Raw genomic sequence first — 23,007 nt, forward strand, 5'->3', positions numbered from 1 at the left:
ATATGTATCGATTAATGAATTACTGATTATTTCGCGCGGTTTAATCCGTCGGTACTTGAAGAATCTCCGGGTTTGATGAGCAACGCGAGTTCGAAACATGCTTTTGCTTCTACTTTTTTTCCCATGAATAGATTTGCCCAACCTAACATATGATTGCTATCATAATCGAACGGGTATAAGCTGATCACTTTATTAAAGTATTTTGCCGCTGCTGCATACTGTTTTCGGTTATACAGCAAAACGCCAGTCCAATATCCCGCTTGTGTATTTTGAGGATCAATTTTAATGATATTGTTGTACTGCTCTAATACTTTATCCCAACTGCCCAAAAGGGATAAAGGTTGAATCAATCCAAATTTGGCTTCAATAGAATTGGGTTTAATAGCTACCGCCCTACCATAATATTGTTGTGATGAGGTATAGTTTTTGGAAAGGTAATATAGCCATCCTACCCTGAGGTTGGTTTCGTAATTTTTTTCGCTATAAAAAGGCATGATATCGCTTATAGCTTCAGCATATTGCTTTTTACCTTCATGTGTATAACTGGTCTGGAAAGCTTTCTGCAAAGCCATATTCGTTTGCGCTTCTGCATAAACCGTGCAAAAAACCATCATTACCAATAAAGTAGATCTTTTTAAAAATTCCATGTAATTGCTCCGTTAATTGAGTGTTGTGAATAATCATTTAAATTATCATCCGTCCTTTTTTCTAACCTATAACCTAAGTTTAAAATTAGCTGTTTTTTTAACAGATAGTATGCATTGACAGATGATTTGAAGGTGGTAATATCTTCTCCGCTGTATTGATAAAGTCCATCAGCTTCTGAAAAATAGTGCTGTTTCCCAAAATTGCCCCCTACTTCGATCCATAGATTAGTGATGGCTTTAATCCCAATGCTGGGGCTATAAACGAAAGATTTTAAAACACTCGAATTTAAATAGGATAGGCGATTGCTTAAATATGAATTTAAGTTTCCGCTTAAATAGGTCAGCAATTGAAAATTATACTGATCTATTCTTTCGATCTCATTGTTGGTGAAACTAAAATCTGCCTGTGCATTAAAATAGGGATGGGCATATTTTAGGCCAAACAATAACGAATTAGTTTCGCCACTGGTCTGTAGATAAGTGGTATGTAAGTAGTTCCAAGCACCGATTATACTCACATTTTTTATTGGTATAACGCTCAGTTTTAAATGGTTTCCTGCTTGGCTTATTCGGTCTACAGTTGTAGCTTGATTATAAAAAAGGATCGAATAGTCAATATAAATAGGATAGCTTGCCCTAAGCTGGGCAAATACCCGTGTAAAATTTGCATTGCCCCTGTTATTATTGTCTGTGAAACTAGCGACCGTTTCTGCGCCAACAACCGAAAGATGCGCAGGTTTGATCAAAATTCCATCCACAGATTTACCATCTATAAAGTTGGCCAGGTAACTTGCCTCTTTTTGCCTATTCAGGTAAATATTGCATAAATAGGCATAGTAAAGTGCAACTTGATTATATGTATCGGTTGATAAAACCTTTTGATAGTGGAGCAGGGCCTGACTGTAATTCCCCAATTGAAAAGCTGCATACGCAACTCTTAATCTCAATGCAGGAAAATCATCGCCACGTTGAAAAGCATTTTTTCCAAAGCTGATCAGTTGCGTCCACTTTGATTCGTTGTAAAGCGCCGTAGAAAGACTGTCTGCTTTCTGAAAGTCGGTTTGTGCCCATCCAAATTTGGTACATATAAGCAGCAATATTGTTATTATATAGATTTTATATGGCATTTTAGTGTATTTATTGGTTGTTCGGTAGTAATTTCAAAATCTGTTATTCCACTCTGTGTAATGACAATTTTGGCAGACATCACCTTCTCAGTTTCGCCCATCCCTTGCTTTTCTGCCCGAGCATAAATCTCAACCCCGTCTGGAATCGTATTAATTCTATTCTTATAGCTGGTTTTTATATAAATCTTAAAAGGGGCAATCAAATCCTGTAACCATAAGCGCGGGTTAAAAGATTCTGAATCTGTAGCATAATCATCCTTCACAGGATGTCTGGATAGATTTATCCTATAAGCACACAAATAGAAAGAATAGAGCAAGGAGTGTTTGTCGCCATAAAACCTAGTAAAGAAAAAGACATTGGCATTTTTTACGAAGTAGGCTATGCTCTGATTTTCTTTGCAGGTTAAATAGGTTTGATTGTAGGCATCGGTAAACACCTCCCAAGTTTCAGCCAGACCCTTTGTGGTAATTACCCTGTTCTGGTACCCAGGTTCAAAATTAAACGCCTGTTTTAGATAAGGATCAATTTCGGGCCGTTGCACTTGATCCCCAGTTTTTGGTACGCTGAAAGATTGGAGTTCAAGGATTTGGTTTTCATCAAGCTTTTGGTAATAGGCAAAAGGATAGGCTAAAGTTTTTGATCCGATATACGGTGTAGCCTGGACCTGAAAATGCAGATGTGGCTCTGGCGAACGCCCCGAATTGCCACAGAGCGCAATCACATCACCTTGGGTTACATAATCTCCCTGTTTGACTTTTGCAGAGCTTTTTTTAAGGTGGGAAACTTTTGAATATAATCCTTCGGCATGCTTTATTACGATGGTATTCCCCCAATTCTGTTCGAGGTTAACCTGTCCGATTGGGTTATCTTCAATATGTTGGATCACTTCTACCACCACACCATCGGCACATGCCAAAACCGGCTTATTATAACAGTAATAATGGGTTACCTGATTGCCCGGGAATTCGAACGTTTTTTGATCAAGATCTGTAATTACAAAATCTATTGCATTACTCCAATCTCCCTGGTGGGTAATTGTTCCGTTGTAATCCTGTGATACCTGCCAGCTGCCCATAAAAGGCAGGCTTAATGCAAAGTATCTAAAATCTTTAAAGCGCTCCTCACCACTTATATGTTGATAGAGATTGGTTTCTGGCGAATAGTTTTGTACTGCAGTTATCTGCAATTTTCCAGCATTTACCCTTAGCATAAAGAAATACAGAATAGAAAGCGTTAAAAGGGAAAATGGCATAGAAAAAACAGGAAGATCATACACTCCTAATACCCTCGACATACCGTTAACGATTAAAAAAGTAAGCGCTACCGAAACAACTGCCCATATATAAGAGCGGAGAGATGGAATGAGGAAAAAGCCTCCAATTGCCAAACTGATCATCATAAAATTTGCTCCCAAATGGTAATTGCTTATTCCCTCGGGGTAGGTGCCTGTAATATAGTTGATGAGGCAGGTTATAATAAAGCCCAATACCAATAAGCTAAGGGCTATTCTTGAATGGATAAGCAAACCGATCGCAATCAAGACTCCGGCAACCATATTATTTTGAAAAAGTACAGCGCTTAAGGATCTAAAAAATAAGGTGATTATACTTGGTATGTTGAGTTCAATAAAGCTGTTAAACCGGTTGAAATGGGCAAGGCTTCCCGTGTATAATTCGAAGACGATATAGCTGTTTTTTTGCATCAGTCCCATACCTATATATCCATTGGTGGCGATAAGTACAAGCCAAAAAATGAGCACAAATGGAATGGATAAGGTAGGTAATAGGTATTTGCCCAGATATGAAGTTAGATTTATACTTACAATAATACATAATAAGCAGGCTACAACTAACCAGAGCCAAAAGGAGGCATTGATCTCAAAAAAAGAACCAAATCCAATGCCTAACAGCAATGAATTAAAACTGTACAGGCCTGTCTGTGCCGTTTCTCTGCTAAAGCCTAAACTATTAACCACAATAAGTGTGAAGAGAACACAGATTAATCCCGTTATGCCAGCGGCGATATTAAGCATTGATGCCAATAGTAATAGCGCACCCAAAATTTTATGCTGTGAAAAGAACAGAATGGCATAACTATTTAAAGTGGCGTTAACGTAATAGGTGATCTGCTTTTTCATGCTAAATAATCAGGCAATTCTTCAACTTCTTCTAAATAGGTCAGTGTTTCGGCCTTTCTTATCTGATGTACCTTTCCTTTCATGTCAATTAATACCACAGCTGGTCTCATATTGATAAACTGCATCCACTGCGTCATGTTATAGGCCCCAACTTTATGCACTACAAGCTGATCTCCAGGATCAAGCAGGGGCAGGTCAATACTGTGCCTTACCACATCAATATTCATGCAGAGTGGACCAAATAAGACAGTATCTTCAGAATACTGACTGCATTCTTGGGCGGGGCTTACCTTATGCTCGTACCAATTGGAAGTAAAGAGGAGATTGATCCCAAAATCCACAATCGTTGCCCTTCTGCCATCACTTAACCTTTTATTGGCAACAACGCTTCCCAATAAATAACCGGCGTCATCAATCAGGGCTCTTCCGCTCTCTAATATCAGAAGGGGAAGTTCATCTGTTTTAAAACCAAATTGTAAAATAGTCTCTGTAATGGAGTCGGCAAATTCTTCAACTAATGGAATATGATCTGTTCCAGATAATGATCCTTTTAATGTGTTTTTAGAAGGAAAACCTCCTCCTAGATCCAGATATTGAATGGGGTTTTGGAGCTCTGTTTTGCATCGCATTGCCAACGTACAAAGTTTCGTGGTGGCAATTACATATGGGGAGGTAGAAAGCATGTAGGTGCCGATATGGCAATGCAGACCAACCAGCTCTAATTTACTTTCTTTGGCAACTTTGCTCACAGCGGTCCAGGCCTGCCCATTCTCATAATTAAAGCCAAAACGATCCCAGATGGGATAAACGCCGGTATCCATATTTACACGGATGGCAATTTTAGCTTTTTTGTTCAACTCTTCGCATAGGCTGATGATGGAATCCAATTCATCGAAATGATCAATATGGATCAAGGATTGATTGGTTATGGCCAACCTCAAATCATCAGATTTTTTGTCGGGGCCATTAAAAATGATCTGATTGCCGGCCACACCATTATTTATTGCCTTGTGGTATTCGAAACCCGAAACAACCTCTGCCCAGCTCCCTTCTTGATGGAAAATTCTACAAACTGCATTCAGATAATTGGTCTTATAGCTCCATGCAAACTGTACTTTAGGGTATCGAGTTGAAAAAGAACGAACCGCCGATTGATAGTTACGCCTAATCTGTTTTTCGGACAGCACAAATAAAGGAGAGCCGAACTCGTTGATCAAGCGTTTAACAGGTACTCCATCTATCGTAGTAACTGGTGCGGTATCATGATGCATACCAAACTTATCCATTAATCCGGAGTTCATTTTCTTTATAACTGGCCTTTCGTATTTCTCTTTCATACTTTGTAGTATTGCGTAGAGCGTATTGCGTATTGTCCCAAAGGGATGCCTTCGGCACGATGAGCTCTACTTAGACGTTTTATACTTGTTTTTCCTTTGCTTAAATTGATTTCACCGATTGTTTTTAACTTTGCTACGCTTCGCGGTTGATTTCACAGATTAGGGTGATGTCACCGATTGTTTTTTACTTTATTATTTTCGGGGTCTCTGCCCATCTTCCCTTTTCCCTTTTACATCTTCCATCACATCTCTAGCTCCCCAAACGCCGCTATCTTCTGAAATTCACTCACATCCACCACGTTATCCCATGAGTAGCGGATAAACATTTTGCCACTTTGATAGGTTGTAAGTTCTTCCACGTGATTTCCCAATGCCATATGTACTAATGCTGTAGGTTGATTTTGACCAGCAGCTGCGGCGAGGTAAATCCATGCCGGAAAACGTGGATTGATTTCCATGATATACAAGTCGCCTTTATCATTTTTCATAATCTCAAGCTCAAATCCACCTTTCCACGACGTAGATTTTGTAAATTCTTTGGCAATTTCAATCAACGCATCATCTTCAACCGTAATCCCGGCCCAAGCCTTGCCTTTATCTGTGATGAACAATTTTTTCATTGCCACAACACTAATGGCATTGCCTTTTCCATCGCCCAAGCCTGCAATATTTATTTCTGTTCCCCGGATATATTTCTGAACGATGATGGGTAATCCCCATTTGGCCTGGAGCTTATGGAATGATTTGTGGGCTTCGGCGATATGTTGCACCACATAGGCTTCATAAAATTTGCCCTTAACCACTAGGGGATATCCGAAATCATCGGCAGCTTTGGCCAATTCGCTTTCTTTATAGATTATGTGATCATCGGGAACATTAAATTTAAAACGATTACCAAATTCCTTGAGATTAACTTTATCACGTTTTTCTAGTTGTTTTAAAGAGGGTAAAAACGTTTTGATGCCAATTGCTTCTAGATCGCCTTCCAATTTGATGAAATTTGTGAGTTCTGCATCAAAATTTGGGATCAGCACATCTATGTTTTCTTTTTTCTGGATATATTTTAGGCGTTCTAATAATGCTTGTGTACCAGAAGCTGGATAGGGGATTTTATAGGTTTTATTAACCTGTGTGCCTAAATAAATGCCAGGTTCCAAGTTTTCGTATGCCAAGCCAATAATTCTTATATCTTCGCCAAAACCCTCCCTTAGTGCACGAACAACGGCAATGCCAGGACCAGGATTATCGTTGGCATTAAGAGCGGTAACAGCGATACACAGAGGAGAGGCGTTTTGATCTTTCATGGTTAGTTGGAGTGTAGCGCTCTATAATGTTAGTAAATTAGCTTCTCTTAATTGAAGCATATAATCTTCCCAATCGCGCTCCAATTGTTTCGATTCTACATCATACTTTGCCAGCAGCTTTGATTTGATCTGTTTTTCGTCTTCTCCCGCTTTAAGAAAGGTAATAATTTCTGCTGCAATTGGGTTACTGGTAAACGAATCGCCAGTGGTGGGATTAAAAATAAACCCGTTTTCGCTGGTTGCAATGTTGCTTTTTAGTTTCATCATCACTAATTTCTTTTTTGTTGTTGTATAAAATCCTTATAGGCATCACCAATTGGCAATTCTGTATCTGCTAACTGGATCTTTTTGTTGTGGATAGATTTAATTTTATCAATTGCCACGATAAATCCCCGGTGAATACGGGCAAATTGATTTTCAGGAAGTTTTTCCAAGATCTTTTTCATCGTAGTTAAGGTTAGCAACGGTTTCTCTTGCTGATCCTGAAATATTTTAAGATAATCGCCCATGCTTTCGATATAGATGATATCCTTTAGCCAGATTTTTACCATCTTATATTCCGAATATACATAGATAGCACCATCACCATTGGTATCTTGCGGCGCTGTTTTATAAGAATTAAAATCGATAGCTTTTTCTACAGCGGTAGTAAATCGCTTAAAATCAATCGGCTTTAATAGATAATCAATTGCTTGTAACTCGTAACTTTCGAATGCGTAATTGCGATAGGCAGTTGTAAAAATAATCATCGGGCTGTTTATTAAGCTTCTTGCCAAATCTACTCCAGAAATATCGGGCATGTTTACGTCCAAGAACAGCAGCTCAACAGTATGTTGATTTAGATATTCGGCGCCAGAAATTGCATCCTCAAATGCCGCAACCAACTCTAAACCCGGAAACCGTTTTACATATGTTTTGATCAGCTCTAAGGCAAGAGGTTCATCATCTAAGGCAACACATTTTAAGGGCATAGCTAATTAATTAACAGTTAACACACAATTCGACGGTAAAAAACTCATCATTATCGCTAATTTTAAGTTCATGTTGGTTTGGATACTGGTGAACCAATCTTTGTTTGGTATTGGTAATCCCAATTCCTGTACGCTCTAAATTCGATTTATAAGGGTGGATTTTATTTTGACAAAAGAAATTAATTTTTTCAGGTTCAATGCTTAGTTCTATTTTGATTACCGTTTTTTCTTTTTTGGTAACACCGTATTTGAATGCATTCTCAATAAATGTCATAAAAATTAAGGGCGCTATTTTTCTATCCTTTGGCGTTCCCTTTACGTTAAAACTAATTTCGGCGTCTGCGCCAAGTCTCATTCGTTGAAGTTCTATGTAGTCTCTAATGCAATCTATCTCATCATTAAGTTTCACAAAATCATTGGTCACATCATCAGTTACATAACGCATTATATTAGAAAGCTTCATGATGCTATCCGCAGTATGCTCACTATTAATTATCGATAGTGTATAGATATTATTGAGGGTATTAAACAAAAAATGCGGATTGATCTGCGCCTTCAGAAATGAAAGCTCTGCGGTTGTTTTTTCAGCCTCTGCTATTACCACTTTTTGTTCAGTAGTTTGCCAGCGCTGTACGGTACTGGTTGCGATACTTATTCCAATAACCATCATAAAGATAAACAAACTAACCATGTCGATATCTGGAGATTGATGGAGATCGAGCATGCTTTTGGGCTTCTTTAAATTAGGATCCTGCATTCGGAGATCTTTATTAGGCAGTGGCCCGAAAGGCATGCCTACGCTTGGCCCTACAGTATCGGGCTGAGCTAAAAGCGATTGGTTTAATCCCCTAGAACGATTGCCCGATGTACCTTTAAGCACGTTAATAACGTTTGCATTATGGCTCAATAAATTGTTATAGGGTTGGGCATAGTATACAAATCCAAATAAGATAAACACCAATATGCCATAACTGAAATACCTTTTCGTAAAAATTAACTTAGGGATCAAGATTAGGGAATTGATGTAAAACATCACCACGTAGGTAATGCAAAATAACCAATAGTACGGTGAAGAAAGCAACAACAAACTGCTAAATCCAGATTGCTCATTGTTGATGAACAATAATGGGAAGGTTAAAAAGAGGAGCCATCCCGCTACATGAATAAACACAGTTGATGTTTTAAAAATTTGCATATACAAATTAAAGATAGTTTTTACTAGTCAAGTTTAGGCTAACCCTCCCTTAACCTATTTGGCTGATCAAATATGTAAAGGTTACTTCCCATCGCGAAATGGTATCGTTAAATAGGCAATATGTATCGACAAATTAATTAGCTTGCCCTTGGCCATCGGGATAAATAATTTGCTAATTAGCTAATTAATTCGGTAGATTTGCCGCTAAATGAAACACATTGTTACCCTATCTCTTGTATTTTTTAGTCTAACCCATCTTGCTCAAGCCGAGCGTGTTGATGGACTAAGGCTATTAACAGAGCGTTATTGTAACGATCACAAAATCAGTAGAGAAGTAACATATTCATCTAGCGTGCAGCTTAATGAAGATAGAAATCCATTCTTTTTATCATACAATGAACTAACACTGATCGGAATTCTTTCTGAAATCCCGGTGCTAGAATACAATAATAAAAATCAGGTTATTGCTGATCTTACGATAAGAAAAAACCCAAAAAACAATAGTCCCTAATTAAGTTTGTCGCCCAAACTTATCCCCATTACGCAGCAACTGCCAAGATGACTTAACGTTAGGCTATGGCTTAGTTGTTGTAAATCAATATTTTTAACCAAAACACAATCATAAGAACATGTTAGGATTTTTAGCCAAGATATTTGGAAGCAAATCAGAAAGAGATATAAAGGCTTTGCAGCCGTTAGTAGTAGAAATCAATGAAGAATACGCGAAGTTAGCGTCTTTAAGCAACGACGAGCTTCGCGAAAAAACTACTGAGTTTAAATCAACAATAGTTAGTTCGCTTGCAGATATCGATGCTAATATAGCGGATGTCAAGTCAAGAGCCGAAAGCCAAGAACTTTCATTACAAGAAAAAACCGCATTGTACGATGAGGTTGATGCCTTAGGTAAAGAGCGTGACGTAGCATTAGAGAAGGTGTTGACCCAAATTTTGCCTGCTGCATTTGCAGTAATTAAAGAAACATCAAGAAGATTAAGCGAAAACGAGACTTTAGAGGTAACCGCCACACAATTTGATAGGGATTATGCAGCCCGCAAAAACAATGTTAAGATTGTAGGGGATAAAGCCTATTGGGCAAATCGTTGGGAAGCTGCCGGAACAGAAGTAGTGTGGAATATGGTACATTACGACGTACAGCTGATCGGTGGTATGGTATTGCACGGTGGTAAAATCGCCGAAATGGCCACAGGTGAGGGTAAAACCTTGGTAAGTACACTGCCAGCCTATCTAAATGCATTGGCAGGCCAGGGCGTACACATAGTAACGGTAAACGATTACCTTGCACGCCGAGATTCAGAATGGAATGGGCCATTATTTGAATTCCATGGTTTACGTGTAGACTGTATTGATAAGCATGAGCCAAATTCCCAGGAACGTAGAAATGCCTACCTAGCGGATATCACCTATGGTACCAATAACGAATTTGGTTTCGATTACCTGCGTGACAATATGTCGCAAACACCTGATCAATTGGTTCAACGTAAATTGCATTTTGCCATGGTTGATGAGGTCGATTCGGTACTGATTGATGATGCCCGTACACCTTTGATCATTTCAGGACCAGTTCCTTTCGGTGATCAACACGAGTTTCACGAACTAAAACCAAGAATCGAACGCCTGGTAAATGCACAGAAGACGTATGTTTCCCAAGCATTAAATGAGGCCAAAAAATTAATCAACGATGGCAAAACCGGTACCGAAGAAGGGGATGGTGGCTTAGCGCTGTTGCGTGCGCATCGTGGTTTGCCAAAGAGTAAGGCATTGATCAAGTTCTTAAGTGAAGGAAGCGTAAGGCAAACCTTGTTAAAAACCGAAAACCATTACATGGCAGATCAGTCGAAGAACATGCCTAAGGTTGATTCAGAACTATTCTTTTATATCGATGAGAAAAATAATCAGGTAGAGCTTACAGAAAAAGGGATAGAATTGATTACCCAACAGGGCGAAGATCCTACTTTCTTTGTATTGCCAGATGTGGGTACTGAAATCGCAGAAATAGAGAAATCAGAACTGAGCAGCGAAGACAAGATTGCCAGAAAAGATAATCTAATGCGAGATTATGCGGTTAAAGCAGAACGCATCCACTCTGTAAATCAATTACTGAAAGCCTATACCTTGTTTGAAATTGATGTTGAATATATCATTGATGAAGGCAAGATTAAAATTGTAGATGAGCAAACAGGCCGTATCATGGATGGCCGTCGTTATTCTGACGGATTGCACCAGGCTATTGAGGCCAAGGAGAACGTGAAAGTTGAAGATGCTTCACAAACCTATGCCACGGTTACCTTGCAAAACTTTTTCCGGATGTATCATAAACTATGCGGAATGACAGGTACTGCTACAACTGAAGCAGGCGAATTCTGGTCTATCTATAAACTTGATGTGGTAGAAATTCCTACCAATAGGGTAATGGCCAGAAAAGATGAACAAGATTATGTATATCGTACCATTAGAGAAAAATACAATGCTGTAGCAGAAGAAATTGTTAAATTAACAGAGGCTGGCCGTCCGGTATTGGTGGGTACAACATCCGTTGAGATTTCAGAATTATTAAGCCGTATGCTTAAATTACGCGGCATCAAGCATAACGTGCTAAACGCGAAAATGCACCAAAAAGAGGCTGATATTGTTGCCGAAGCAGGTAAAGCAGGTACAGTAACCATTGCCACCAACATGGCTGGTCGTGGTACCGATATTAAGCTGGGCGAGGGTGTGAAAGAAGCTGGAGGTTTAGCGATCGTAGGTACAGAGCGCCATGAGTCACGTCGTGTAGATAGACAGTTGCGTGGTCGTGCTGGTCGCCAGGGAGACCCGGGTACTTCACAATTCTTCGTGTCATTAGAAGATAACCTGATGCGCCTATTTGGCTCAGAAAGAATTTCAAATATCATGGTAAAAATGGGAATTGAGGATGGTGAAGTTATCCAGCATTCGATGATTACCAATTCAATAGAACGTGCACAAAAGAAAGTAGAGGAAAACAACTTTGGTATTCGTAAGCGTTTGTTAGAGTACGATGATGTGATGAACTCTCAACGAACAGTAATCTATGCCAAACGTAGAAATGCCCTATTTGGCGATCGTTTGGATGTAGATATGAACAATATGGTGTTTGATGTGGCTGAAGATATTGTAACAGAATATAAAGAAGCTTCAAATTATGAGGGCTTTAGATTGGAGGTGATCAAAAACTTCTCTGCCGATACCGCAATTACTGAGCAGGATTTTAATGCAAAAAACATCCACCTGCTAACTGACCTGCTTTTTGAGGAGGTAACTGCTTTTTATACACGAAAATCGGAGGGCATCATTAACCAATCTATGCAGGTGTTAAAACAGGTTTTTGCTGAGCGTGGACAACAGATAGAACAAGTGGTGGTTCCTTTTAGTGATGGAATTCGTCATATCCAAGTGCCGGTTGATCTTAAAAAAGCAATTGCGAATAATGGCCGAGAAGTAACCAAGGCATTCGAAAAAACCATTATTCTGGCCTTGATAGATGATAGCTGGAAAGAGCATCTTCGTGAAATGGACGAGCTGAAACAATCTGTTCAAAATGCGGTTTATGAGCAAAAAGACCCACTGATTATTTATAAAATGGAAGCATTTAACCTGTTTAAAAGCATGTTGAATGTAGTAAATAAAGAAGTGGTGAGCTTCTTGTACAAAGGTGGTATTCCTGTTCAGCAAGATGCCGAAGATGTAAGAGAAGTGAGAGCGCCAAAGCCTGTACAGAACAAATTGAAAATGTCTAAACCAGAGTTTAGCCAATCAAGCAGCAGTGCAATGCCAATGGATGACACTAGAGAAATGGCACCGCCTCAACCCATCAGAAAAGAAGCAGCCGTTGGGCGTAACGAGCCATGCCCTTGCGGAAGCGGCAAGAAATATAAAAATTGCCATGGTGCTAATGCTTAAAAGAAGCAATCTTTTAATAATAATTAAAGGCCTTAACGAGAGTTAGGGTCTTTTTTTTGGTCTAATTCTACTGATGATTAAATATAATTAGCTGTTAATTAATATTTTAATTGTGGGTATGAAGTTTAAAATTTTTCATTGTTAAGTTGATTCTTCTGTTTAGTTTGGTTTTAAACCCCTCGAATTTGACGGGTTAATTATGCCGAATTCGACACAATTTGAAATCAGTCCATCGAATCTATGAGTTAAAACTAAGAACATGAAAAAGCACAATGAACTAATTGTAAAAGGACTGGCTGTGTCAATTTATTAAGACATGGATAAGGATTATATTTCTTTAACAGATATTGCCAAAATTAAGGAGGGAGATTCTAGAGCAGCAGAAATTATAAAAAATTGGATGAGAACCAGAACAACTTTAGAGTTCCTGGGGGCATGGGAAAATTTATATAATGAAGAGTTTAAAGTGGTCGAATTCGACCACTTTAAATGGAGGCGGGCCTCCATAGTTTTGTTCTGGGTCCTGGGCAATGGATTGCTAAAACCCATGCAAAAGGTATGCGTGTAGTTCTTGGCAAGTATGGGGGAACTTATGCCCATAAAGATATTGCGTTTGAGTTTTGTTCTGCGCTAAACCCAGTTTTTAAACTCTATCTCATCAAAGAATTCCAACGGCTCAAAGAAGCCGAAGCCAATCTCACTAACCTAAGCTGGGATCTCCAAAGAACAATTTCCAAAATAAATTATAAAATCCATACCGATGCGATTAAGGAAAATCTTATCCCAAAAGAAATCACCAAAGAACAAGCTGCAAACATATATGCAAACGAGGCCGATCTGCTGAACATGGCCTTATTTGGTACAACCGCAAAAAAGTGGAGAATTTCTTCCTTCAAGAGAGGCAGGGAAAATCAAAAAGCTGCCGAAAATATACGCGATCAAGCAACATTAGAACAGCTTATTGTTTTAAGCAATCTCGAAAGCATTAATGCCCTGCTGATTTCTCAAAATCTATCCTCATCCGACCGAATAGTCCAATTAAATAAAATTGCCATCATCCAAATGAAATCTTTGGTGGCAAACCAGCATATTAATGGATTAGCTGCAATATCTCATCCATCTCAATAACAATTTGTATTACCCATCAATTATGCCGATTTTTGTGGGATGTTTGGCATTTCTACAACAAGAATTCTACTATTCGTTATCTTATTAGGCACTGGATTCACTTCATCCGCTCAAACCAGGGGAGAAGTTACAGTAATTAAAGATCCTTTAATAGATAGCTTAATCGCCAAACGTATTGAACTAAATAAAAAAAAGCCCACAACTACCAACCCTGTTTCTCCCGTTATATTTAATGGAATGGGATACCGGGTTCAGGTATTTTATGGATCAGACCGAAAGGAAGTTTTTTCAGAACAAACACGTTTTAAAGCACTTTATCCTAAATTTAACGCCTACATCACATATAAAGAACCAAATTATTATTTGAGGGTAGGCGATTTTAGAACTAGATTGGAGGCGCAAAAAATGCAAAACGAGCTCAAAGCAAATTTCCCAACCCTGTTTATCTTCAGAGAAAAGATAAATGCACCTGATCTAGACTTTCAAAATAAGTAACGGCAAACATACTGCACAATGAAACAAAAAATACAAGAATTAGCCGCTAAGATATATCAGGATGTGGTTGGGTATCGCCAACATATCCATGCTAATCCCGAACTCTCGTTCAAAGAATTCAATACTTCGCTATTTATTAAGGACAAACTTACAGCTTGGGGCATCGAATTTATTGATATGGCAAATACAGGGATTGTAGGTTTAATTAAAGGAAACAAACCCTCAGATAATGTCATCGCCTTGCGTGCAGATATGGATGCATTACCCATCCACGAGGCTAACAACAAACCTTATCGTTCTAAAAACCATGGAATAATGCACGCTTGCGGCCATGATGTCCATAGCTCGTCGCTCTTGGGAACGGCGCATATCCTAAGTCAGCTTAAGGATGAATTTGGAGGCGCTGTAAAATTGATTTTTCAGCCTGCGGAAGAACTTTTACCCGGGGGGGCAAGTATCATGATCAAAGAAGGTGTACTCGAAAACCCAAAGCCACAATCTATTGTAGGCCAACACGTAATGCCCTTGATCGAAACTGGAAAGGTAGGTTTTAGGTCTGGGATTTATATGGCCTCAACAGACGAATTGTACGTAACCGTACACGGAAAGGGAGGTCATGGAGCACAACCCCATCAAAATATCGATCCTGTACTTATAACGGCTCATATCATTGTGGCATTGCAGCAAATCGTGAGCAGAAATGCCGACCCACGTTTGCCGTCGGTACTTTCTTTCGGGAAAGTAAACGCAAATGGAGCAACGAATATTATTCCCAATGAAGTGAAATTAGAAGGTACTTTTAGAACCCTCAACGAAGATTGGAGAAATGAGGCACATAGATTGATGAAAAAAATGGCTGAAGGCATTGCAGAGAGCATGGGCGGAAGCTGTGAATTTAATATTATGAGAGGCTACCCTTTTCTTATCAACGAAGAAAAACTAACTGCAAATGTCAGGGTTTTTGCCGAAGACTATTTGGGAGCGGCTAACGTTATAGATTTGGATATTTGGATGGCTGCCGAAGATTTTGCCTATTACTCGCAGGTTACCGACGCCTGCTTTTACAGATTAGGAACTGGCAATGCCGAGAAAGGTACCACCTATTCTGTACATACGCCAAATTTTGACGTTGATGAGGACGCCCTCAAAACATCTACTGGATTAATGGCCTACATTGCACTTAAGCAGTTAGGTAATTGATGTAAGATGTAAAAATGTAAAATGGAAGATGTGCCGCAATGCTGCCCAACTTCCATTTTAAAATCCAAGTAGCATTATTTTTGCAAAACTTTTTAAATGAAAAAAATACTTTTAGTACTGACCTTTGCTTTTTTCTACATAACTGCTTTTAGTCAGGAAATACCACGCTTTAACCCGGATACTATTAAAACTATTCAGTTGGATTCGGTAGTGAATATTAAAGCCCAACGTTTAAATATCGAAACATTTATCAACGCCATTATTAACGACACGAGTTTTTATCAGGCTTTCCGTAATATGAAAAAATACACCTTCATAGCAGAAAACCGGATTTTTAGCTATGATAAAAACAACAAAGTTGATGGTAAGATCTATCGTAAGATTAGACATAATAATGATGGACCATATAAAATGGAATATCTGGTAAAGGAAGATAATGGTAAATTGTACAAGAAAAACGGAAAATACCAATTGTATACCATTGAGATGTTCGATTACATTTTCATGAATGCCTACAACACCGATTTTATTCCAAATGCACCAGCAAGCAATGGTAAAGGGGGTACCAATGAAAGTTATAAATCCAAACTGAAAACCTTGATCTTTAATCCTGGCAGACCAGTAAAAGGCATCCCTTTTATTAGCAACAAAACCGAAATTTTTACGGCAAACATGCGCCAATATTATGACTATTCATTTTATTCTGGAACTTATTTAGACTCGATACCTGTGTATAGGTTCAAGGTTGCCGTTAAACCAGATCTAAGCAATTGGACCAAAGATGGATTAATGATTAAGGAACTCGTTACCATTTTCGACCGGAGAACTTTTGAAATATTAGGGCGTTATGTAGACATGAAGTATAGCAATATGCTTTTTGATTTCGATGTACAAATGAATATTGAAATGAGCTATTTCGATGAAGTGAAGTTGCCTACTAAGATTACCTATCAGGGAAATTGGGATTATCCTCTAAAATCTGAGGAGCGAGCCAGTTTTTTGGTAGTGCATAAAGATTACAGGTTGGGGAAGGCGAAATAACGAATTAACATCTCTTATATCCCTCTCCAAAAACGCAAAAGATTAGTATCTTTAACGTTTAAAATCATTATTTTATGCAATCATTTTATCGCCTTAAAGTCCAACTAAGTTTTGTAATTGTGCTTCTTGCGAGCATTAATTTACACGCCCAAGTCTTAACCAGCAAACAAATAGATAGCGTAGCTGAAAAAACCTTAGCCACTTTTAATGTGCCAGGCATTGCAGTAGCCGTGATCAAGGATGGAAAAGTAATCCACGCCAAAGGATACGGGGTACGCTCTATCAAAACAAACCTAAAAGTAGATGAAAATACCCTCTTCGGAGTAGCATCTAATACCAAAGCCTTCACCGCTGCGGCTTTAGGGATTTTGATAGACGAGAAAAAATTAACTTGGGATACCAAAGTCATCGATATTATCCCAGAATTTAAAATGTACGATTCTTGGGTAACCAGTGAATTTACGGTTAGAGATTTATTAACCCATCGCAGCGGACTAGGTTTGGGAGCAGGTGATCTTATGATATGGCCAGATTCATCTACAGTAGATAAAAAACAGCTAATTCATAACCTTCGCTATCTTAAGCCAGTTTCGTCTTTCCGTACTAAATACGATTATGATAATTTAATGTATATCGTAGCAGGCGAAGTGGTGGCTAGAGTATCAGGAATTACCTATGAAGATTTTATCGAAGGTAGAATTATTAAACCTTTGGGTATGACCAAAACTGCCGCATCCTGGTATCGTCTAAAAGATAAATCTAACGTGATTGATGGCCATGCGCCTTATGAAGATAAATTATTGCCTGTGGGCTTGAGTTTCGGCGAAGTGGCCAACGCGGCTGGTGGCATCTATTCGAGCGTTACCGAAATGAGCAAATGGGTAACCGCTATGATCAATGGGGGTAAGTATGGCGATAATCTGGAAAAAAAATTGTTTAGTCCAGCTGTAGCAAGAGAGCTTTGGACTCCTCAAACCCTTATTGGAGGAAATCCAGGTAGTTTTAGCAGCTATGGGCTAGGTTGGTTTTTAAGTTCTGTTAATGGGAAATTTCAAGCAACTCATACTGGTGGCTTATCAGGGATTGTAACGCAAGTAACCATTTTGCCTGAGCTTAAACTGGGGATCATCGTATTAACTAATCAGCAATCTGGTGCTGCCTTTAATTCAATAACCAATTCAATAAAAGATGGCTATCTAGACATTAAAGGGATGGATAGAATTAAATTGTATAATGATAACCGGCTCAGAAATGAAAAACAGGCAAAAGAAATCGTAGATAAAACTTGGGCTTCGATTGTCGAAACACAGAAGTTGAATACGGCAAAACCACAGATAAAGAATTACTTGGGAACTTTTAAAGACAATTGGTTTGGAGAGGTTACCATTAGTGAGGTAAACGGCAAAATGCATTTCGCTGCCAAAAATGCCCCAAAGCTAAGAGGTGATATGACATTTTACAAAGGGAATACCTTTATTGTAAAATGGTACGATAGAAGCTTAGATGCTGATGCTTTCGTTAATTTCAATCTAAATAATGAAGCAGTAGCTGATGGGTTTAAAATGGAAGCAATTTCTCCATTAACAGATTTTAGTTTTGATTTTCAGGATTTAGATTTTAAAATAAATAAGTAATATGAAACATAATAAACTATTGGGCTTGATCGCGATTTTGGTATTTCTATTGGCTAGTGTGGCAATGAAGCCAAAACCTAAAAAAGTGGTTTTTTTTGGTGATTCAATCACACAACAAGGCGCTAAGGGTAATGGTTACATTAACCTGTTAAAAAAATCCGTGGATACCACAAAATTCCAATTAATTGGAGCAGGTATAGGTGGTAACAAAGTTTACGATCTGTACCTCAGAATCGAGGAAGATGTAATCAGCAAAAAGCCGGATCTTGTTTTTGTATATGTTGGCATCAATGATGTTTGGCATAAATTAACTTCAAAAACGGGTACTGACTACGATAAATATTTTAAGTTTTATCAAGCCATCATCAATAAGATTCAAGCTACAGGAAGCAAGGTAGTTTTGTGCACGCCCTCGGTTATTGGCGAGAAAAAAGAGGGCACAAATGAAGCCGATGCCGATCTAACCAAATATGCTGCTGGAATAAGAGAACTGGCAGCAAAAAACAATCTTCCACTGTGTGATTTAAGAAAGGCTTTTATGGATTATGAAGCGGCAAATAATGCAGAAGATAAAGAAAAAGGCGTTTTAACAACAGATAGGGTTCACCTTAATCCCCTAGGCAATAAATTGGTGGCCGACCAAATGTTACCATTTATTAAATAGACTAAGATTTGTAGGATTATAGGATTTCAAGATTATGCTTTAATCCTAGCATCATAAGATCCTATAAATCTTAGTTAATACCTTAATCCTATCATCCTAAAATCCTATAATCCTAGTATGATTAACCGTGAAACTATAGACAAAATAATGGATACCGCTCGCATAGAAGAAGTGGTAGGCGATTTTGTGCACCTAAAAAAACGCGGTACAAGTTTAATTGGAAATTGCCCTTTTCATGGAGAAAAGACTCCATCATTCCATGTTTCTGTTACCAAAGGGATTTATAAATGTTTTGGCTGCGGTAAAGGGGGCGATTCCGTTCGTTTCGTTATGGAACACGAGAAGTATTCCTACCCTGAAGCACTTAAATTTCTTGCGCAGAAATACAACATTGAAGTTGAAGAGACGGTAGAAACCGTTAAAGATGTAGAAGCCCAAAATGCTAGAGAGAGCCTCTACATAGTTTCGCAGTTTGCGGCCAATTTTTTCGAAGACCAGTTATGGAACAGCGATGATGGAAAGACTATCGGATTGAGCTATTTTAAGGAGCGTGGCTTTAGGGAAGATATTCTTAAAAAGTTTAATCTAGGCTACTCGCCTGATGTTTGGGATGCGTTAACCCAACAAGCGATTAAAAACAAGCATAATGAAGAATTCCTCGAAAAAACAGGCCTGTCTATAAAAAACGATAAAGCTAAGCTCTACGATAGATTTAGAGGAAGGGTTATGTTTCCGATCCATAATTTTACGGGTCGGGTAATCGGATTTGGAGGTAGAACCCTTAAAACAGACAAAAACGTTCCTAAATATGTTAACTCGCCCGAAAGCGATATCTATCATAAATCAAATGTGCTTTATGGGCTTTTCCATGCTAAAAAAGCTATCCGGGATCAGGATAACTGCTACTTAGTAGAAGGCTATGCAGATGTACTTTCTGTTCATCAAGCACATATCGAAAATGTAGTTGCTTCATCGGGAACTTCGTTAACCATAGAGCAAATTAGGCTAATTAGTCGTTTCACGCAGAATGTAACCATTTTGTACGATGGCGACGCCGCGGGAATAAAAGCTTCATTACGAGGTTTGGATATGATTTTAGAGGAGGGATTAAATGTAAAAGTTGTTTCTTTTCCACAGGGTGATGATCCTGATTCATATATGCATAAAGTGGGTGCTGGAGCATTTAAAAGCTATATTGAAGATAACCGCCAAGATTTTATTTTATATAAAGCCAATATCCTGCTGGCCGAAGCCGGGGCAGATCCCATAAAAAGAGCTGGTATTATACGAGATATCGTTGAAAGTATCGCCAAAATTCCAGACAACATTAAGGCTTCGGTGTTTATTAGAGAATGCAGTACCTTATTAGCTATCGAAGAACGGGTGTTGTTAAGCGAGCTGAATACGATGAGGGCGGCAAAGCTGAAGAAAGGCACTCCTCAAGCCAGACAGCAGGCACATCAACAAGACCTTCCGCCAGATAATCTATTTGCTGATGAGGAACAATCCCCCACAGTTTCTGTAGAAGCGAATGACGAGCTCCAAGAGCAAGAAATTGTACGTTTATTATTAGCTTTCGGGCACGAACTCGTAAGCTGGGATAAAATTGATAATATGTACATCGGCTCCTTCATTATGCAGAATTTAACCGATGTGGTATTTGAAAATCAGCTTTGCAAAAAAATTATAGATCATTACCGAACAGAAATAGAAAACGGACAATTACCAACAGCCAACCAGTTTATCAAGAGTGATGATCGTGAAATAGCCGATCTAGCTATCACGCTTTCGAGCTCGCCCTATAGCTTAAGTGAGAACTGGTACAATAGGCACAAAATCTATGTGCGTGATGAAACAGTTAATTTAAAGGCCACAATTTTGGGAGGGCTGTACCACCTCAAAAAACGTAAGGTTGATCGAATACTATTAGATCTGTTAAAAGAGATTAAAATAGAAAATGATGCCACCAATCAAGAAATATTAATGCAACGCTATGCGTTTATTAAAAATGTAGAAAAAGAAATCTCCAGATTTTTAGGATCCGTAATTGTGAAGTAAAATGAACTTAACGCTCAGCGCTGTGCGCCTACCTCTTAACTCATGGCAAAACATAACGATCTAGGGAAGCAAGGCGAAAAAATTGCACTCGATTTCCTTAGCAGTAAAGGGTATGAAATTTTAGAGGAAAATTGGGTTCACGGTAAAGCAGAAGTAGACTTAATCGCTTACTTAAATAAGCAGCTCATTTTTATTGAAGTTAAAACTAGGAGTTCGGTTGCCTTTGGTTATCCTGAAGATTTTGTAACCGAAACAAAGCAGAAACTACTTCAATTTGCAGCCGATGAATATATCGAATTAATGAATCATCAAGGGGAAGTGCGTTTTGATATCATTTCGGTTCTTTTTGACAAACAGAATAAATTTACTATAAATCACATTGAAGATGCATTTTGGCCCATTTAATAACAAGCTAGTAAGATTTCATTATATTTTGCTCCTTTTTTTTTGTAGCTATTTAACTTCGTGTAAAGAAGAAGACAAATTTAATATTACATTTTTTGAGCCCGCCCAGGGCAGGAATTTTAATGTTGGGGATACCATTAAAGTTAAATTGGATATAGATAAGAATTCTAAAATAGATTCGGTTTTATACTTAGTAGACAACCATCTTATTGCAAAGAAAAAAAATGCCGATTCAGTTTGGATAACTACTACTAATCTGCCCCTAGGTTATAGAATGATTACTGCTATTGTTGCCAAGGGCGAGGAGAGGGATACCGTTTCTACCAACATAGTTCTCAAATCTAATATTCCTCCTGTTCAGCTTAGCTATAGGGTTATAAACACTTTTCCCCATAATACCACTTCCTATACCGAGGGCTTAAGTTATGTTGAGGGTAAATTTTTAGAGAGTACCGGCGAAAAGGGGGCCTCTGCACTAAAATATGTTGATCTTAAAACTGGGAAAGATATACAACAGGTTAAATTATCGCCAGAATTTTTTGGAGAAGGCAGTCTTAGAATTGGCGATAAAATTATCATGCTTACTTGGCAAGAAAACATCGGATTTATATTTGATGCCAAAACGTTTAAGCAACTAGGTACATTTCCCTATCAAAGTAGCAGAGAGGGCTGGGGATTAACCTTTGATGGTAAGCAGATTCTACGGACAGATGGTACCAACCGCATTTGGCGAATGAATGCCAACACCTATAGGGAGGAAGGCTACTTAGAAGTATACGACAATAACGGTCCGATGGACAGCTTAAATGAACTGGAGTATATAGATGGGAAGATCTATGCCAATGTTTATCCAAGCACAAAAATTATAAGAATAGATCCGGTTTCTGGAGCAGTAGAGGCCGAGGTGGATCTATCGGCCTTAGTTCCAAAAAATTATTTCAAAACATCCGAGGAGATACAGAATAATGTATTAAATGGCATAGCTTGGGATAAAATTGGAAGAAGACTTTTTGTTGGAGGAAAAAAATGGCCAAAACTCTATGAAATCTCCCTTTCTAATCCATCTAAAAATTAGAGTGTCTTTTTCTTCTCTTCCATTAAATATCCATTGTAAGATATGGGCTGCTTGTAGTTACTGCTGATACTTAACGTAGCGTATCCAGTTTCGCTTACCGATAAATTCATTTGAACATTATCAGTAACATCTCTTGTTATCATGGTAATATCCCAACCACCTTTCTTACGTTTGGTTGTAGTATACGTAAATTTCTTAGCTGTAAATTTATGCCCATTCTCATCGTTGTTTAAGGTAGCACGATAGGATCTTCCATAATAGGGTAAATATGCAACAATACTATCCGCCTTAACAACCAAATCATAATACCCTCCAGATAGGCTAACCGCGCCGCCGCCTGCACCAGGCGACATGCTGCTCATCACCCTATCCAAATCAGCACTGTTTGCTGGGATCGCCGTTGTAGCTACAAAGACATAGTTTTTTTCTTCTATAATTTTAGCTGTGGTAACCTTGTTGGTTTGGGCACTAACATTTAATGCTGTTAATGTCAATATTGAAAAAGCAAGCTTTTTAATGGTGTTCATAATATCTTTCTATAAGCGATTATACATATAATCGTTTTTCTTTAGAGAGGATGCTAATTAAACGTAATTTCCATAAATAGCTTCAAATAATATGCCATGATTAGTATAGAAAGGGTTGATCAA

General features: G+C 38.4%; 21 protein-coding genes. 12 read left to right on the top strand and 9 right to left on the bottom strand.

Annotated elements, in window-relative coordinates; genetic code table 11:
* Positions 1 to 26: 26 nt before the first annotated feature.
* The 8 genes from AC6H0V_RS16710 to AC6H0V_RS16745 all read right to left on the bottom strand — a co-directional run bounded on the left by AC6H0V_RS16710 (position 27) and on the right by AC6H0V_RS16745 (position 8,719).
* Positions 27 to 647, bottom strand: a complete 621-nt coding sequence (locus tag AC6H0V_RS16710) for a tetratricopeptide repeat protein (protein ID WP_497561340.1) — start codon at positions 645 to 647, stop codon at positions 27 to 29.
* Positions 635 to 1,774, bottom strand: coding sequence for a tetratricopeptide repeat protein (locus AC6H0V_RS16715; RefSeq protein WP_497561341.1), 1,140 nt, complete (start codon positions 1,772 to 1,774; stop codon positions 635 to 637). Before AC6H0V_RS16715 ends, AC6H0V_RS16710 begins: the two co-directional genes overlap by 13 nt.
* Complete coding sequence (locus tag AC6H0V_RS16720) at positions 1,753 to 3,912, bottom strand: urea transporter (protein ID WP_497561342.1); 2,160 nt, start codon at positions 3,910 to 3,912, stop codon at positions 1,753 to 1,755. Before AC6H0V_RS16720 ends, AC6H0V_RS16715 begins: the two co-directional genes overlap by 22 nt.
* Positions 3,909 to 5,249, bottom strand: coding sequence for a hypothetical protein (locus AC6H0V_RS16725; RefSeq protein ID WP_497561343.1), 1,341 nt, complete (start codon positions 5,247 to 5,249; stop codon positions 3,909 to 3,911). The genes AC6H0V_RS16720 and AC6H0V_RS16725 overlap by 4 nt, the downstream gene beginning before the upstream one ends.
* Positions 5,250 to 5,491: 242 nt before the next feature.
* A complete protein-coding gene (locus AC6H0V_RS16730; RefSeq protein WP_497561344.1) occupies positions 5,492 to 6,553 on the bottom strand; it encodes an ATP-grasp domain-containing protein in 1,062 nt (353 codons plus the stop codon).
* 21 nt (positions 6,554 to 6,574) lie between these two features.
* On the bottom strand, positions 6,575 to 6,820 hold the full coding sequence (locus AC6H0V_RS16735) for a PqqD family protein (protein ID WP_497561345.1): 246 nt from the start codon (positions 6,818 to 6,820) through the stop codon (positions 6,575 to 6,577).
* Positions 6,821 to 6,822: 2 nt separating this feature from the next.
* Positions 6,823 to 7,524 (bottom strand): LytR/AlgR family response regulator transcription factor, encoded by a 702-nt coding sequence (locus tag AC6H0V_RS16740; RefSeq protein ID WP_497561346.1) that lies wholly within the window; start codon positions 7,522 to 7,524, stop codon positions 6,823 to 6,825.
* A 10-nt stretch (positions 7,525 to 7,534) separates the two neighbouring features.
* Positions 7,535 to 8,719 carry a sensor histidine kinase gene (locus AC6H0V_RS16745; protein WP_497561347.1) on the bottom strand — a complete coding sequence of 395 codons (1,185 nt, stop codon included), beginning with the start codon at positions 8,717 to 8,719 and terminating at the stop codon, positions 7,535 to 7,537.
* A gap of 208 nt (positions 8,720 to 8,927) precedes the next feature.
* Here AC6H0V_RS16745 and AC6H0V_RS16750 point away from each other — a divergent pair, with 208 nt between their 5' ends.
* From AC6H0V_RS16750 to AC6H0V_RS16805, 12 genes are all read left to right on the top strand, one after another.
* The gene (locus AC6H0V_RS16750; RefSeq protein WP_497561348.1) at positions 8,928 to 9,230 is read left to right on the top strand and encodes a hypothetical protein; all 303 of its coding nucleotides are present in this window, start codon (positions 8,928 to 8,930) and stop codon (positions 9,228 to 9,230) included.
* Positions 9,231 to 9,348: 118 nt separating this feature from the next.
* On the top strand, positions 9,349 to 12,657 hold the full coding sequence (secA, locus tag AC6H0V_RS16755) for a preprotein translocase subunit SecA (protein WP_497561349.1): 3,309 nt from the start codon (positions 9,349 to 9,351) through the stop codon (positions 12,655 to 12,657).
* A 316-nt stretch (positions 12,658 to 12,973) separates the two neighbouring features.
* Positions 12,974 to 13,225, top strand: a complete 252-nt coding sequence (locus AC6H0V_RS16760) for a KilA-N domain-containing protein (RefSeq protein ID WP_497561350.1) — start codon at positions 12,974 to 12,976, stop codon at positions 13,223 to 13,225.
* On the top strand, positions 13,216 to 13,785 hold the full coding sequence (locus AC6H0V_RS16765; protein WP_497561351.1) for a KilA-N domain-containing protein: 570 nt from the start codon (positions 13,216 to 13,218) through the stop codon (positions 13,783 to 13,785). Before AC6H0V_RS16760 ends, AC6H0V_RS16765 begins: the two co-directional genes overlap by 10 nt.
* Before the next feature lie 39 nt (positions 13,786 to 13,824).
* Complete coding sequence (locus AC6H0V_RS16770; RefSeq protein ID WP_497561352.1) at positions 13,825 to 14,280, top strand: SPOR domain-containing protein; 456 nt, start codon at positions 13,825 to 13,827, stop codon at positions 14,278 to 14,280.
* Positions 14,281 to 14,298: 18 nt separating this feature from the next.
* Complete coding sequence (locus AC6H0V_RS16775) at positions 14,299 to 15,480, top strand: M20 metallopeptidase family protein (RefSeq protein WP_497561353.1); 1,182 nt, start codon at positions 14,299 to 14,301, stop codon at positions 15,478 to 15,480.
* Between the two features lie 96 nt (positions 15,481 to 15,576).
* Positions 15,577 to 16,521 carry a hypothetical protein gene (locus tag AC6H0V_RS16780; RefSeq protein ID WP_497561354.1) on the top strand — a complete coding sequence of 315 codons (945 nt, stop codon included), beginning with the start codon at positions 15,577 to 15,579 and terminating at the stop codon, positions 16,519 to 16,521.
* 74 nt (positions 16,522 to 16,595) lie between these two features.
* Positions 16,596 to 18,155 (top strand): serine hydrolase, encoded by a 1,560-nt coding sequence (locus tag AC6H0V_RS16785; protein WP_497561355.1) that lies wholly within the window; start codon positions 16,596 to 16,598, stop codon positions 18,153 to 18,155.
* Position 18,156: 1 nt separating this feature from the next.
* On the top strand, positions 18,157 to 18,819 hold the full coding sequence (locus tag AC6H0V_RS16790) for an SGNH/GDSL hydrolase family protein (RefSeq protein ID WP_497561356.1): 663 nt from the start codon (positions 18,157 to 18,159) through the stop codon (positions 18,817 to 18,819).
* A gap of 117 nt (positions 18,820 to 18,936) precedes the next feature.
* Positions 18,937 to 20,877 carry a DNA primase gene (dnaG, locus tag AC6H0V_RS16795; RefSeq protein WP_497561357.1) on the top strand — a complete coding sequence of 647 codons (1,941 nt, stop codon included), beginning with the start codon at positions 18,937 to 18,939 and terminating at the stop codon, positions 20,875 to 20,877.
* A gap of 42 nt (positions 20,878 to 20,919) precedes the next feature.
* Positions 20,920 to 21,282 (top strand): YraN family protein, encoded by a 363-nt coding sequence (locus AC6H0V_RS16800; protein WP_497561358.1) that lies wholly within the window; start codon positions 20,920 to 20,922, stop codon positions 21,280 to 21,282.
* Positions 21,263 to 22,357, top strand: coding sequence for a glutaminyl-peptide cyclotransferase (locus AC6H0V_RS16805; RefSeq protein ID WP_497561359.1), 1,095 nt, complete (start codon positions 21,263 to 21,265; stop codon positions 22,355 to 22,357). The genes AC6H0V_RS16800 and AC6H0V_RS16805 overlap by 20 nt, the downstream gene beginning before the upstream one ends.
* On the opposite strand, the gene AC6H0V_RS16810 is transcribed toward AC6H0V_RS16805, so the two are convergent.
* Positions 22,354 to 22,884 (bottom strand): DUF4251 domain-containing protein, encoded by a 531-nt coding sequence (locus AC6H0V_RS16810; protein WP_497561360.1) that lies wholly within the window; start codon positions 22,882 to 22,884, stop codon positions 22,354 to 22,356. The genes AC6H0V_RS16805 and AC6H0V_RS16810 overlap by 4 nt on opposite strands.
* Positions 22,885 to 23,007: the final 123 nt, after the last annotated feature.

Source organism: Pedobacter sp. NO84, assembly GCF_059703915.1.